General features: G+C 40.6%; 8 protein-coding genes. 1 reads left to right on the forward strand and 7 read right to left on the reverse strand.

All coding sequences use genetic code 11. The annotated features are described in order from the left end of the window. Window positions 1-1691: hypothetical protein (locus JWP71_RS08125; protein WP_299498449.1), on the forward strand; the 1691-nt coding region annotated here is incomplete at its 5' end. A 148-nt stretch (window positions 1692-1839) separates the two neighbouring features. Here the strand turns inward: JWP71_RS08125 and sprA are convergent. The 7 genes from sprA to JWP71_RS08160 all read right to left on the reverse strand — a co-directional run bounded on the left by sprA (window position 1840) and on the right by JWP71_RS08160 (window position 15434). Continuing rightward, the gene (gene sprA, locus JWP71_RS08130) at window positions 1840-8901 is read right to left on the reverse strand and encodes a cell surface protein SprA (RefSeq protein WP_299498450.1); all 7062 of its coding nucleotides are present in this window, start codon (window positions 8899-8901) and stop codon (window positions 1840-1842) included. Between the two features lie 24 nt (window positions 8902-8925). Further along, window positions 8926-9510, reverse strand: coding sequence for a Holliday junction branch migration protein RuvA (gene ruvA / locus JWP71_RS08135; protein WP_299498452.1), 585 nt, complete (start codon window positions 9508-9510; stop codon window positions 8926-8928). 94 nt (window positions 9511-9604) lie between these two features. After that, window positions 9605-11878 carry an NADP-dependent malic enzyme gene (locus JWP71_RS08140; RefSeq protein WP_299498455.1) on the reverse strand — a complete coding sequence of 758 codons (2274 nt, stop codon included), beginning with the start codon at window positions 11876-11878 and terminating at the stop codon, window positions 9605-9607. Window positions 11879-11975: 97 nt separating this feature from the next. Next, window positions 11976-13217 carry a lytic transglycosylase domain-containing protein gene (locus JWP71_RS08145; protein WP_299498458.1) on the reverse strand — a complete coding sequence of 414 codons (1242 nt, stop codon included), beginning with the start codon at window positions 13215-13217 and terminating at the stop codon, window positions 11976-11978. A gap of 66 nt (window positions 13218-13283) precedes the next feature. Continuing rightward, entirely contained in the window at window positions 13284-14711 is a 1428-nt protein-coding gene (gene gatA, locus JWP71_RS08150) for an Asp-tRNA(Asn)/Glu-tRNA(Gln) amidotransferase subunit GatA (protein ID WP_299498461.1), read from the reverse strand. Window positions 14712-14810: 99 nt separating this feature from the next. After that, the gene (locus JWP71_RS08155) at window positions 14811-14972 is read right to left on the reverse strand and encodes a twin-arginine translocase TatA/TatE family subunit (protein ID WP_299498463.1); all 162 of its coding nucleotides are present in this window, start codon (window positions 14970-14972) and stop codon (window positions 14811-14813) included. Window positions 14973-15002: 30 nt separating this feature from the next. Further along, window positions 15003-15434, reverse strand: a complete 432-nt coding sequence (locus JWP71_RS08160) for a twin-arginine translocase TatA/TatE family subunit (protein ID WP_299498466.1) — start codon at window positions 15432-15434, stop codon at window positions 15003-15005. Window positions 15435-15481: the final 47 nt, after the last annotated feature.

The following is a 15481-nucleotide window of genomic DNA, read 5'->3' on the forward strand; positions in this document are numbered from 1 at the left end:
GCACCGGTGGTTTATATACGGTTGATTTTTCTGATGCTGAACTAAAGGTGCTGGAAGGAAAACTAATTTTTTATAATATCACTTTTAAGCCCGATACTACTGTTTACAATAAACGCAACCAGCAGCATACCGCGCCTAATACGTTATTTGAATTTCATGCCAAACGGCTCATCTTATCACATATACATCCTTTCAGACTTTATTTTAAACATGTGTTAAACATTGGGCAAATGAGCTTAAATGCTCCGGAAATAAAAATCAGTTACCTGCTAAACCAAAATAAGGATACCGTTACAATAGATCACAAAACCCTTTGGCAAAAGATCAAACCCAACCTTAAGTCAATTCATATCGGCAATATATTTTTAAGTAACGTTAATTTTAAATATTACGATCACTCTAACAGTAAGGTACTTTTAACCGAACTGAAGGAAATGAACCTGCATGGCAGTGATCTGCTGATAGATTCGGCTACGCAGACTGATAAATCGCGGTTATTTTATTTTAAGGATATTGTGGCCAATCTTAACAATTATAAAGGCAAATTGGTTGGTGGGTTATATACCTATTCTATTAAAAAGCTTGAAATTTCAACACGTACCTCCCAATTAAACGCCCAGGGAATAACATGGGAGCCTGTTAAGGCTGGATTGTTTTTTAACGGCAACTATAAGGATAGATTTACCTTAAGGTTGGATTCGCTGCAGTTAAATAATTTTGATTTTTTAACCTATCATAAATTCCGCACGTTAAGTGGCTCGAGCATGATATTAACCCGGGGTACTTTTGAAGTTTTTAACAATCCCAATAAACCACAAACATTCAATAATAAAATATCCACGTTTCCAAATGTTGCTATTCATGGTTTAAAAACCGAAGTAACGATAGATACCGTTATTGTTAAACATATTAATGTTATCTATAGTGAACTCAATAAAAAATCGCAACAGGTTGGCACTATATCTTTTAATAACACCAGCGGCAAAATATTAAACTTTACCAATAACAACGTTGCTCTGCAAAAAAACAACCTTAGTAAGATACAGCTCACCAGCTATTTTATGGGCCATGGCAAGCTTGATGTAAGTTTTACATTTAATTTAACTGACAAAGATGTATCGTATAGCTATAAAGGCATGCTGGGCCCAATGGGCCTGCAGGCAGTTAATCCTGCTACCGTGCCATTGGCTATGGTTAAATTTACATCAGGAACACTTAAAAGCTTTAATTTTGATATCAAAGGCAATAGTAAGGTATCTGAAGGAAAGGTAGCCGTTTTATATAATGATCTAAAGGTTAATATTTTAAGAGCTGATACCGCTAACGCTGTACTTAAACAAAAATTTGTAGCAAGCCTATTTGCCAATATTTTTATATTAAAGCATAATAACCCTGATAATGAGGGAGAGATACCCCGGTCATTCAATGTGCTATATAAGCGGCCCATAAACTCGCCTTTTTTTAAAACAGCATGGCAAACATTACTTATTGGTATAAAGCCGGCCGTTGGTTATGATACAAAAACCCAGCAGATGGCCACGGCCCGCATGACACAGGGCGAGCTGAATAAGCAAAACAGAAAAATTAAAAAGAAACAGAGAATAGAGAAACGCGCGGAACGAAAATTGAAAAGAGAAATAAAGCAGCAACAAAAAGAGGCAGAGAAAAGTGTGGCGAGTAACGGGCAATAGTTTAACATGCTGCTTAATTTTCAATCGCTAAACATGTTAAGTTAGTAGTTAGCTTATTTAATATTGTTTAATTCAATGATTTTCAGAAAATTACAATTTTTGGTGTCCCAGGTGTCCCAGGTGTATTCACGTGTCCCTGGGACAGTATTTATTGCAGTAATAACTTCAAATTAACCCCAAAGTTAGTAAACGAGGTATTAAATGCCTGCGAGGTAAATGGCTTTGTGAGGTTGGAGTCGTAAAATAAACTCAAATTAAATCGCTGGCTGATGCTGTAATCAATAGATGGGCGGTAAGTAATATTTTGCGCTCCTGAGGATATCTGCGCCACCGTTACATCAGACTGGTATATTAAAGTTTTATTATCGCGTAAAGCAAAGTCAAGCTTAAATTTTATATCGTTTTTAAGTATAAAATTACTAAACAATCCAAAAGGGAACCGGAAATCTTTAGTATTATAGCCAAAACCAAACGTTATTACGTTTTCGTTTTGCTGCGTAAGCTGGCTGTTTAATAAGCTCAGGCTTAATGCACGGCTTTTTCTGTACTCTAAGCTGGTGGTTACGTTATTTTTAAAACGGATATCAAGACCTATCAATGGCACAAACTGCTCAAAAATAGTTATCTGCGAAAACTGGTATAGCGGCAGGAAATCATTATTAACATCCCTTGCACTTGCAGCGCCATTAGTTTGCTGGTATTGCAATAAAGTATTATACCCGTTTACTGTATAGGTAGATTGGTACCCATTACGCACATCAAATGAATCAAACAACTCCTGGAATAACGCCATGTGGCCAAAACCGCTATAGGTTAATTGCCAGTTAGGGATAGGTATATTAGGAAACTGGCTGAGGCTTGATCCCGAAGCATTTTTGCCCGTATAAGCTGCCAGGAAAGCCGGTACCAGTACGTTTTGCGAGTTTGGCCCGTAACCATCTGCATAACCGGTAGCCGGAACAAAGGAGTTTGGATTTACGCTGCCTAACCTTCTTGAAATAATAATCCGGTTATCTAAAAACTTTTGGAACGGTGCCGAAGTATTATCCACACCACTCTCTTTTGAAAATGCTGTAGCCAGAGAAAAATAAGAAATACTATAATCACCTGATGTTATAGGCGACAGGTCTTGGAACTCGCCCGTAGTGCTTAAAAATTTAAAATTGGTTTGATAAGTTTGATCCTGAGTTTTAAAAGCTGTTAACTGTATACGCAGATCATGCGTAGGTTCAACACTTGCTTTTAAGTGCAGATCTGAACTATATGTTTTTACATACAACTGGTTTTGCAGCGTATCTGATGATATCCATCCACGGCTTACCGCCTTGTTTCGTATATCGGTCTGGCTGCCCAATAAAAACCCTATGCCGGGTGCATCATAACTCAGGTCTTCGCCAAATAAGTTTGATTGCGGCAAATAACCAGGCAAAAACGTACCTTCTGTAAGCGTATAAGAACCGCTTATGTTTTTTATGCTGGTTAACAATCCAACCAAAACCCGCGTAATGGCGGGTGCTTTCTCATTACTGCCCTGCTTTAAGAATGCTATTTTATTGTATAGCATAGTTAAATTAAGAGCAGGATCTAATTGTATTTTACGCCCGTTTTGTATGCTGTTGCCTACGTTAAACACCGGGTTGCCAATTGCAAATTCAGGCGCAGCCTGCCAATTAAAGTTGGTGCTATAATGCGCCGTTAGCGATACCCAGTCAAACCCCGGTATTTTATTTAATGGCACTATATAATTTACGTTAAACGTATGGTTATAATTAGTGGTACGGCCAAGCTTGCGTATATTTTGCCATAACGTATCCATTTTTAAACCGTCAAGCTTGCCATAAGGCTCATCAACTACCGATAGATTGGTAGCATCAATATCCATGGTTAAAGATTTTGTAAGGTTCCAGCCCATGCCGTATACCCGTCTTATATTAAAAGATTTGTTATAGGTTGTTGGTATAAATACCGGGTTGTTTGGATCATTGTTTCGCAATATGTCTTCAGAATAAAAACGGTCAAAATCAATACTGAAATTTAAACGGGTAGGTGCCAGGCTAAAATTAATATCCCTAATCAGTGCAAGCGTATTGTTTTTGATGATCTTTTCAAACGGACTAATATACTTTGGCTTATTAGCAAAATTGTAAGCTAACGATGCATGATAGGTTTTCTCCAGATCGCTCTGTGTAGTAAAATCATGGTGCAAATATTCTGTAAATGCATACGTGGCATTAAAATTTTCAACATCATACACATGTACCGGCGCAGACGCGTTTACCCTGTCTTTATGCACGTTGGTAAAGTTTATACTTTTGCGCATGGTATAATCTTCGGCAGCATTTTTTATCGAGTCACGCTGTTGGGTTGATGTTGCGCCGTTAAGTGTTTGCTTTAACAAAATATCGGGTTGCGCTGGGTCATATTGGGGTGTAGATATCTGTTGCGAAACATTGATATAAGTAGGAATTTTCACACCGCTTTTAGCTGGTAAAAACTTACCGAGGTCCATATTGGCCGATATATCATAAGCTTGATTATCGCTTAATGACCTGTCTTCCATTTTAGAATCAAGCGTGCCAAAGCCTGCTGTGCTTTTACTGCCGGATACGGTAATATCGGCAAAATCAGCCAGTTTAAAATTAGCCCGCGCCACAGCGGCCCAACCACCTTTGTTATCAAAATCGGTAAGCCGCAACTCATCAAACCATACAATTGCCGATTTTGCTAATCCGTCATCAACCCCTGCAGGTGCATTATTTCTGTACGGATTACGCACCCCCAGCATGACCGTTGCTAACCGGCTCAGATCAGGCATACCCATAATGGTAATCTTATTATTTCCGGTCAAGTAAATAAACGGAACGTTTATGGGCCACGGCTTTCCCTGGTATTTCGCGTTGTTGCGAGCCACCTTGGCATCTGTTAAAAGCGATAAATCAATATCCATCGCGTTTGATGTAGGCCATATTGCATCTGCATTAGTTGTATTGGGCTGGGTAACCGCTAATGGTATTTCGTACTCGTAATAGTTATCCTGGTAATCTGCACCTAAACGGATAAAGGCAGTAACATCATTATCTTTCAGCAAGGTTTGATTTGCTTCGGCATGGATAAACATTTGCAGGTGCTTATACTTGCGCAGGTCATTATTAAAAGTTTTAAAAGCAGCCCTTGAATAACCATCAGTAAGATTAGTTATGGTGAGTGACAATGACTGTTCATTTAACTGCGTATTGGTTTGCAGGTTATTATAATCGCGCTGGCGTGTTATGCCGGGAGGCACCATATATGGTATAGGTACACGTTTACCGTTTTCTTCAATATTTACAGTTCCTACATTAATAGCCGAGTTGTCTAACGGCGGATTTGTAATTGCAGGGTCGGCAATAACATTTAACGGGTTGTTTTCGGTATTATACGCCCGCCAATCGCCGCGCACTAATTGTAAGGTCGCTAAACGCAATACAGCGGTATCGGCAAAATTGGTCATGAACATCCGCATAAAACGAATAGCTTTAAAATCCTGTATACCACCCACTGCCGATTGATATGCTGTAATAGGTATTCTAAACTGGTACCAGGTAACAGATTGTGTGCTGCCATCAGCCAGCTTAACTTGTGATGTTACTTTATCATTTACAAAGTTTTGACCCACAACCAGATCCTTTGGCCGCATGGATACTTTGTATTGAAAATACTGGTCATCCTGGCTCATGTTGTTATCATGATCAATATCCTCCCCATCGGGCAGGGATGTTGAAGCCGATGTTTGCAAACCCAGCAACGCCAGCGATTGCTGGGCAGTTTTTGAGTTACTTTCATTGCCATTATACTTAGCATAACGCTGTAAAATACTTGCTTTAGCGGCATCCTGATCTGCACCCAGGTAATACTGGTAATCATCAGATGATGGGTCATTAACAAAAGCATTGGCGGCTTGTTGGGTAACCTTGGTTTTAACAGATTGAATTACCGGAGCAAATTTACTTTGCTCATCAGCATCACTCAAACCATCCAAACCCACATCCTGCAGCTGGCGCGATGAGGGGTTGCTATCAAAAGCATTTACAACAGGTTGTCCTTTCGGCACACGGCCCCATGCGGTGGTGTCAATTGTGCTCAGATCGCCGTTAATTGGCAAGCCATTCTCTAAACTTTTGCGCCCATCTTTTAACACGTCTTCTGATATACTGCCCAGGTTAAAATACATATCACCACCCAATGATGCCGGTTTATAAATAAACGGATCAAGCACCCAAAATTCAATGTACTGCACATTTAATGCCTGGAAATCATTGCTGGAAATACCTCTGTAAACACCACCCCAACGCGAGGTTGGGTTCTGTAACGAACCATCTGTATTAATACTATTTGTAGTATAGTTATATGGGCCGCGCACTGTAGGATAAAAAGCCAGATCGAGCGTTGACAAAGCCACTGGCTGCCCGGTTACAGATTGTTGATAAGGAAATACTTCCGTTTGCAAAACCTGCCTTGCATAATGATTTGATAGCTGCGCCCTTGTAACCGAGGTCGAACTGGTATTAGTATAAAATATGGGGTCGATATTATAAAAGGCTAAACGGGCACGATTATAACCATAACTAAGATTATCAAACAAAGCAGCCTCTGGAAAAAGCTGCGGCGTAGCCGAAATTTGCCAGGTGTTGGCGCTCTTTACATCAATTATAGATTGACTGTTCTCAAAATCGTCCAGGTAGGACGTTCCGTTTGTTGAACCAGCATAGTTTAATACGCTGGGGCTGCCTGGTAACAACTGTGCAAACTCGCCGCTAAAGTTTACTGATGATGGCGCTTTAGTATGTATAAATGGTATTTTATCTACCATCCTTGTTAATAAACGTGAGTTTGATGAATAATTACCATCAAAGCCCCATATAGTATTTGATATAGACTCCTGCCCTATTGCCTCATTTTGCGATATTGGCTGTTCTGATAGGTGCATAATAGTGGCTCCCAAAGCCAGGTTAGGATTCACCTTATAGTCAAACCGCGAGCCGAATAATGATTTTTGCTGAACACCAAAAAGTTCATTATTTTCTAAATTTACAGTAATGGGCTGCCCGGATGTGAGTATCGCTGTATTAATTATATTTAAACGGCCCACGCTGTAATCAATAGTATAATCTGTACCCTCAACTAATTTTGACGCGCCTGCAGATACAATTACAGAGCCCTGCGGAATGTTGGTTGCATTAAGCTGGTAAACACCACCACCACCCTGCGCGCTATAGGTGCCTTTAATAGCATATCGGTTTAGTTGTGGGAAAAATTGCTGGGCGACAGTTTTGGTAGAATCATATATTTGCTGGTAAACATATCGTTTGATCAGGTCCGTTTCGCCGGGATTAAATTGTTTGGACAAGTCATTTCCAAAAGGCTCTATCACCGGGAACATTATGCGCCCGTTTTGCGAATCAATAGTTATCCCCTCTAAAAAGTCGAAGTAACCGTCTGGTTGTTTTTCATTTTGCTGGTTCAGGTTATCCAGGCCGGTTAACTGCAGCCAGAGCTTGCTTTTGGTATTTTGACCCTCCTCCATTATGGGCTTCTCAATGCCTGATTTGTCATCAAGCCGGGCTATGCTCAATTTAAAACCGGTAGAACTAACCTGGTACGCGTTTAGCGTATAAATATTCTTCATCATCAGCTTCCAGGTAGGAAGGTTGGTTTTTAATAAAGTATTTTTAAGTAGTTTTAAATAAAGTACTTTAGGTGTCGTAGGATCTACCGGGATATCGGTCGAAAATTCACCAACCTGGTATTGCTTGCCATTATAAGAATATTGATAAGCCACCGCGAGCACCTCATCATTATTTAATGGATAGTTAAGCGATATATAACCCAATTGCGGATGCAGCGTATATTCTTTTGGCGTAAGCTTTTGGGCATATGTTAATTTGGCGTAGTTATCGGTACCGCCGCGGGCGGCAAAATAGCTTATCAGCGAGTTTGACGGATCATTGGTTAAACGTGCGCCAGCGGGCAGGTTATTTAACAACGAGTTTGACTGATCAGTAAATCCAGGGCCCTTAAATCCTGCAGGCAGGCCTGAAAAACCCGCGCCGCCTTGTATTTGGGTGGTATTGTAAGGTGCGTTTTCACCAAGGTCCAAAAATCCAACCACGTCGCGCGAGTCGGTAGTTGAGTTTTTGCGGTTAGTTACCCATACCTCAATTTTTGTAATGTTGATATTTGAGCTAATGATGGGGATATTGGCCAGCGCCTTATTATAATTATTACGGAAGTATTGCGACAGAAAATAATGTTTGTTTGCCTCATAATCAGATGCCAATGCCGAAAAATTTCCTTGCTGCCCCTGGTTGTTTATGGTAATGGTTTTTGATTGCGACCGTTGTTGAGACAAAATAGAGGTTACGTTTAACTTACCAAACTTTAGTTTGGTTTTTATACCAAACAGTTGCTGCGTACCTGTAATAAGCGATGTGTTTAACGGCATGCTTACAGTACCTGCCTGTATTTCCTGGATGATCTCGTCCGGGTGACCCAAATAATCAAGCTTTACCTGGTTATCAAACTGAAACTGGGCATCGGTATTATAGTTAGTGGCTATCTTTAACTTATCGCCAATATTACCCGTTACATTCAACTGGATATGCTGATCGAAATTAAAGTTGAACTGCGTGCGTTGGCTGGCATTAAACAACGGATTTTGATTGCTGTTTATTTGCCCTGTCATAACAGCCTCGGCCGAACCTTGTGGTCTTATATCAATAACAGAACTGCCAAATATCCTTTCAAAAGTTTGACTATGCACGTTTATCTGCGGTATAAAACCCGGCTGTTGCTGTTGGTAGGCATAATTATCTGCCAATTTTTTAAAATAATCGCGCTTTTCTTCGGTTTGTTTTAAGCGTATATATTCATCAAAGGTGAGGTATACCGGTGGGCGGTACAATAAATTTCCTATACGCTCATAAAGTACATATTTGTTGGTAACAGCGTCATACTCAATAGTACGCGTTACACCAAAAGGCACCGGATCAAAAATTCCCTTTCGTGCTAATGCATTTTTTGATTCGGTATACTTAAAAGGAGTTTTAACTGTCAGCGAATCTTTATTAGGTGCAGCTATTGGTTTTTGCTGAGCATAGGTATTTTTAAATCCGCAAAATGCAGCTAGAGAGAGTACGCCAATAAGAAATTTATGAGTAAAATTTCTCGCCACAGATACGGTTTAAAATAGACGTAATTATAAACTTTTTAACGCGAACTTAATTAGCTGTTCAACAGTTAATACGCCGCTATTTTTATTCATTTCCTGTTCAAGCACCTTTTCGGCTACGTTGCGTGCAAAGCCAAGCATAACTAATGCTGCGAGAGCCTCGTCCTTAACGGTTTTAACAACAGGAGTTGTACTTAATGTGTCAGGACCTTCTTTTTTCAATTTATCCTGCAGTTCCAATATAACCCGCTGTGCAGATTTTGGCCCAATACCCTTTATACGTTGTATTAAAGCAACATTACCATTAATAATAGCCGTTTGTATTTCAACAGGAGTAATAGATGATAACATCATCCGGCCCGTATTTGGGCCGATACCCGATATGGATATCAGGTGCAAAAACAACCTGCGCTCGCCCTCATCTGCAAACCCGTATAAAGTATGTGCATCCTCTTTTACGTGCAGCCATGTAAATAGTTTACATCTTTCGACATCAGCCAATAAAGAATACGTGTTTAATGAAATATTGATATGATACCCCACACCACCGGCATCAATCACCACATATGCGGGGCTTTTAAAAACTAAACGGCCATCAATATAAGCGTACATTTTCTTGAGGTTTAAGGTAAAGGCGAAAGGTTTAAGGTTGAATATTAATAAAATATAACGTCAAAACTAATCTCTAATCTTTGTTCATTAATCTCTATTTATCTGCTTTTTCCTGCGCATCCACCACAGCGATAGTTACCATATTCACAATTTCGCGTACAGAGCTATCTAACTGTAATACATGCACCGGCTTTTTAAGGCCCAATAATATGGGGCCCACAGCTTCGGCGCTGCCAATTTCCTGCAACAGCTTGTAGGCAATATTACCCGATTCAAGATTTGGGAATATAAGCGTGTTTGCTGCCCTCCCCTTTAGTGTTGAAAATGGAAAGTTATCCGCAAGTAACCCGGCATTTAGAGCAAAGTTGGCTTGCATATCACCATCAACTATCATGTCAGGATATTTTTCATGCAATATTTGTACAGCTTCCCTTGTTTTTTCGGGGATAGGGCCGGCGTTAGACCCAAAGTTAGAATAGGATAAAATAGCAACCCGCGGATTAATATTAAATTGCTTTACCGAACGCTCTATTAATACCGTAATATCAACCAGTTCTTCAACCGTTGGGTTAACATTTACCGTGGTATCACCAAAAAATACAGGACCTTTTTGGGTAATCATCATGTACATACCAGCTACGCGGCGTACTCCTTTTTCTGTACCGATGATTTGCAATGCAGGTTTAACGGTATCAGCATAGTTTTTACTTAGGCCCGATATTAAGGCATCGGCTTCGCCAAACTGCACCATACAGGCACCGTAATAGTTAGAATCTGTCATTACCTGCCTCGCTTCAAACAAGGTTACCCCCCTGCGCTGGCGTTTTTTAAAATAAAATTGCGCATATTCCTCAGACCGTTTGGTGCCCAAATGCGGATCGAGTATCTCAACCTCGCCAAACTCCAGCTCGGTTTCTTTTATTATTTGTTTTATCTTTTCTACATCCCCAAGCAATATGGGGGTAGCTATACCCTCGTCTTTTACAATTTGTGCGGCACGCAAAATTTTGTAATTATCAGCATCAGCAAATACTACCCGTTTAGGGTTGTTCTTGGCTGTGTTGGTAATGTTACGCAGCAACTTATCGTCGGGCCCTATTTTAGAGCGTAGTTCTTCTGTATAAGCGTCCCAATCCGTTATTATCAGTCTTGCCACACCAGAATCGATCGCAGCTTTTGCAACTGCCGATGAAACTTCGGTAATTAACCGCTGATCCATTGGTTTTGGGATGATATAATCGCGGCCAAATTTTAGGTTACGGGCATTATAAGCCAGGTTAACGGCTTCGGGTACCGGTTTTTTAGCTATCCCGGCTATAGCATGGATAGCAGCAAGCTTCATTTCTTCGTTTATGGCACTTGCCCTAACATCCAATGCGCCTCTAAAAATATAAGGAAAACCTAATACGTTATTTACCTGGTTAGGAAAATCAGAGCGTCCTGTGGCAATGATCAGATCTTTACGCGAGGTAACGGCTATATCATAAGCTATTTCAGGCTCGGGGTTAGCCATGGCAAACACAATAGGATTTTTAGCCATAGCCCGCAGCATATCAGGCGTAACCACATTACCTGCTGACAGGCCGATGAAAACATCGGCACCCTTCATTGCATCTGACAGTGTTTCTATATCCTTACGATCCGTAGCAAACTGCAGGCGCATTTCGTCGAGATCTGTACGGTGCGGGGTTATTAATCCGTTAATGTCAAACATCACCAGGTTTTCTTTTTTAACCCCCAGCGCCAAATATATTTTTGTACAGGATACGGCGGCGGCGCCTGCACCATTAATAACCATTTTTATTTTATCCAGCTTTTTGCCCTGTATCTCGCAGGCATTCATCAAAGCCGCCCCCGATATAATTGCTGTACCGTGCTGGTCGTCATGCATTACGGGTATTTTCATTTCGGCCTTTAGCCGGCGTTCGATCTCGAAACAGGTAGGTGCCGATATATCTTCCAGGTTTATGCCGCCAAAAGTTGGCTCAAGTGCTTTTACAATAGTTACAAACTCATCAACTGTTTTGGCGTTTATTTCCAGGTCAAAAACATCAATATCCGCATATATCTTAAATAACAAGCCCTTGCCTTCCATAACCGGCTTGCTTGCCTCCGGGCCAATATTGCCCAGGCCCAATACCGCGGTGCCATTACTTATAACGGCTACAAGGTTACCTTTTGCAGTGTATTTATATACATCGTCAACATTATCGGCAATACGTAAGCATGGCTCTGCAACACCCGGCGAATAGGCCATGGTCAAGTCGCGTTGCGAATTTGTAGGCTTGGTTGGTACTACCTGTATTTTTCCCGGGCGCCCTTTCGAGTGGTAGTTAAGTGCGTCCTGTTTACGATTAGGTTTATCCATGTTCTAAAGTCTAGGCCCAAAGTTAACTTTTTTTGACCCGGTATTATAAAAAAAGCCCGGTTTTGACTTCAAAACCGGGCTTTTTTGCATTATTTTTTTATCCTCTGCTGATCTTAGCGAAAGGATTTAATTTTAATTTTTTGCCAACTATAGCTTTATTGCTTTGCAAATGATTCCAGGCTTTTATTTCGCGTATATCAAGACCATAATCAGCGGCAATGTTTTCTAAAGTCTCGCCTTCTTTAACAGTGTAATAATCAGGCGGTTTCACCCCTGCCGGTTTAACTGCATTAACAGGATCAACAAAACTAACCGCGCGTGCCGCAGGCACTATTTGCAGCTCAGGCTGTACTACAGCAGGTGTTGACGTGTTATTTAACACATCATACAATGCATTATAATTTCTTTTTTCTGCATAAGGGATAACCAATCTGCGCGGCAAAGCTGTGGTGCCGTTTACAATTTGGCGTTTATACGATGGGTTTAAAAGGGCCAGATCGCTTAAATCGACATTTAATGCCCTGGCCACATTGCTTAAAGCAATAAACTTATCTACCATAACGGTATCTGCACGCGCAGAAAAATTCCAGTTTTGGGTTATAATGTTATGCTTGCCTGCATAATTCATCACATAGGATACTGCAATATAAGCAGGTACGTAGTTCCTCGTTTCGGGCGGTAAATATTGACGAATTGACCAAAAATCCATAGCTCCGGCTTTTTGAACAGCCCGCTCTACATTGCTTTTTCCGCAATTATATGATGCAATGGCCAACAGCCAATCGCCAAACTCCTGATAGGCGTCCTTTAGATAGGCGGCCGCCGCGTAGCTGGCCTGTATGGGGTCGCGACGCTCATCAACATAGCTATCCATATTTAAACCATACATTTTGGCCGTAGTTGCCATAAATTGCCATGGCCCGGTTGCGCCAACTCTTGATACCGCGTTAGGATCAAGCTTTGATTCAACTATAGATAAATATTTAATTTCAACCGGAATGCCCGCTTCGCGAAATATCTTTTCATAAATAGGAAAATAATATTTGGACAGCCCCATAACCCTACCCATTTCTTCTTTATGCCGGGTGTACAGGTCTATGTAATTTTGCACGTATTCATTATAATCCAATTGCACATCCTTTTGGATAGAATCCAGCCGAAGCTTAAATATGGAGGTTGAATAAATACTAAGCGGAAGGGCTAAAACTGTATCCTGTGCAATTTTTTGTGAGTAATTACCGCGTGCCACCCGAGATGACGAATCTGTAGCCAGTAAGGAATGAGCTTTGACAATTTGCAGTGATAAAAGGCCAGTAGCAAAAATTAAAAATCTCTTCATTCTTTTTCGTTGAGAACAAGCGTATACGCTTTTCGGGCGCAAAAGTTTTACTAATATATTAATTTATTATAGCTCCAGGAAATATTTAGAGAAATTCAACAATTCCTGTTCGCCAAAATGTTTAGTTAATAACTGTAATCCTAACGGTAATCCATTCGTATTATTGCCAGCCGGTAATGAAATTGCCGGCGTCCCGCTTAATGAAGCCTGCACGGTAAAAATATCAGCCAGATAATTTACAACCGGGTCTGTTACTTTTCTACCGATATCAAACGCGGGCTCGGGTGCGGTTGGCATCAGCATAAAATCATATTCTTCAAATATTTTATCAGTTTTTTCCTGAATCAGCCTGCGTACTTTTTGCGCTTTGGCGTAGTACGCATCATAATAACCGGCACTTAATACAAACGTACCCATCATAATGCGGCGCTTAACCTCTTTGCCAAACCCTTCAGACCGTGACTTTTTATACGTCGACGCCAGGTCGGTGGCTGCTTTGCTCCTGTAGCCATAATGTACCCCATCAAACCTGGCCAGGTTTGATGAAGCTTCGGCCATAACTAAAATATAATAAGCCGGAACAAGGTAGTCCAGGTATTCAAAAGCGATGGGGGTAACGGTATGCCCCGCAGCGCGTAGTTTTTCTATGGAATTGATCAGCGTATTTTTTACTTCATCATCTACAGCCGGGCTTGATAAAGATTCCTGTAAATAAGCTATTTTCTTTTTATCTGTTGGCTTTTTCAGATCAGTAGCGTAAGCCGGTACAGCTTTGTTTGATGTGGTACTATCATACTCATCGGCACCAGCCATAATTTCTAACAAAAGCGCTGCATCTTCCACAGAACGGGTTATGGTACCCGCCTGGTCAAATGATGATGCGTAGGCAATTAAACCATGCCTTGAAACGTGCCCATAGGTTGGTTTTAAGCCAATTAAACCACAAAAGGATGCGGGTTGCCTTACCGAGCCGCCGGTATCTGTACCAATTGCGGCGTGACACATATTTGCCTGTACCGCAACGGCCGAGCCACCTGATGAGCCGCCCGACACCTTGGTAGGGTCGGCATAGTTTTTTACCGGGCCAAAATAGGATGTCTCGTTTGCTGCGCCCATGGCAAATTCGTCGCAGTTACAGCGGCCAATGATGATAGCATCTTCGGCCAATAAACGCTCAACTACAGTGGATGAAAAAACAGATTGGAAACCTGTTAATATTTTAGATGAGGCGCTTACTTTATGCCCCTTATAACAGATATTATCTTTAATGGCTATAACCATGCCTGCCAATCTACCGGCAACGCCTTGCTTTAGGCGCTGATCAATATCAATGGCACGCTGCAATGCCTCCTTATCAAACACTTCGTTAAAAGCATTTAAACCGGCATTAATTTCTATTTGACTGAGGTAGTTCTTTACTAGTCCTTCAACAGTAGTTTTACCGTTTTGTAACCCACTCTTTATTTCACTTAAAGAGGAATAAAATTTAGTCATGGGCCGAAAATAAAAAACTTATCTGTTGAAATCATAAATATTTTCAACAGATAAGTAGTATTAATAATAAGCTGCAACAAATTAATCTTGAAACGAAGACTAAACCTTTGGTTTATCTTCCTCGTTAGGATTGTTTTGCGCGTCTTTAAATTCTTTTACACCTTTGCCTAAACCTTTCATTAATTCAGGTATTTTTTTACCTCCAAATAGTAACAATACTATTATTAGAATGACAAAAATTGCCGGACCATCTAATCCCATGATAATTGAGTTTTATATAATTGATAAATATTATTCGTGTTTTGTGTTTTCATGCTCAGGTATTTGAGTCTCCCGCGTATGTTGTTCTTTTGCAGGCGTTTCTATCTCTACCTTATCTGTACCCGTCACCTGGCTTTCGCCTATAGGCATTGTGTTAATTACATGACTATCAGGCGCTGCATTATCAACATTATCTGTTGAGTGCTCTGCAACTAAAGGAGTTTCTTCAACCGCCGGTGCAGCTGCAGGCTCTTCCTTTTTTTTGTTCTCGTAGTTATCAATTTGGTTATTTATTTCGCGCTTAACACCCTCGGATGCATCCTTAAATTCACGAATACCTTTACCCAAACCTTTTGCCAGGCCGGGAAGTTTATCGCCACCAAAAAGCAATAATGTCACAAACAATATGAGCATTATTTCTGGCGCACTGAATTCAAAAAATAAAAAAACTGAACTAAACATAATCTTTTATTAAAGTTACAAATATAAACAATTAATGTATTACAAAT

The organism is Mucilaginibacter sp. (genome assembly GCF_028287845.1).
GTDB lineage: Bacteria > Bacteroidota > Bacteroidia > Sphingobacteriales > Sphingobacteriaceae > Mucilaginibacter.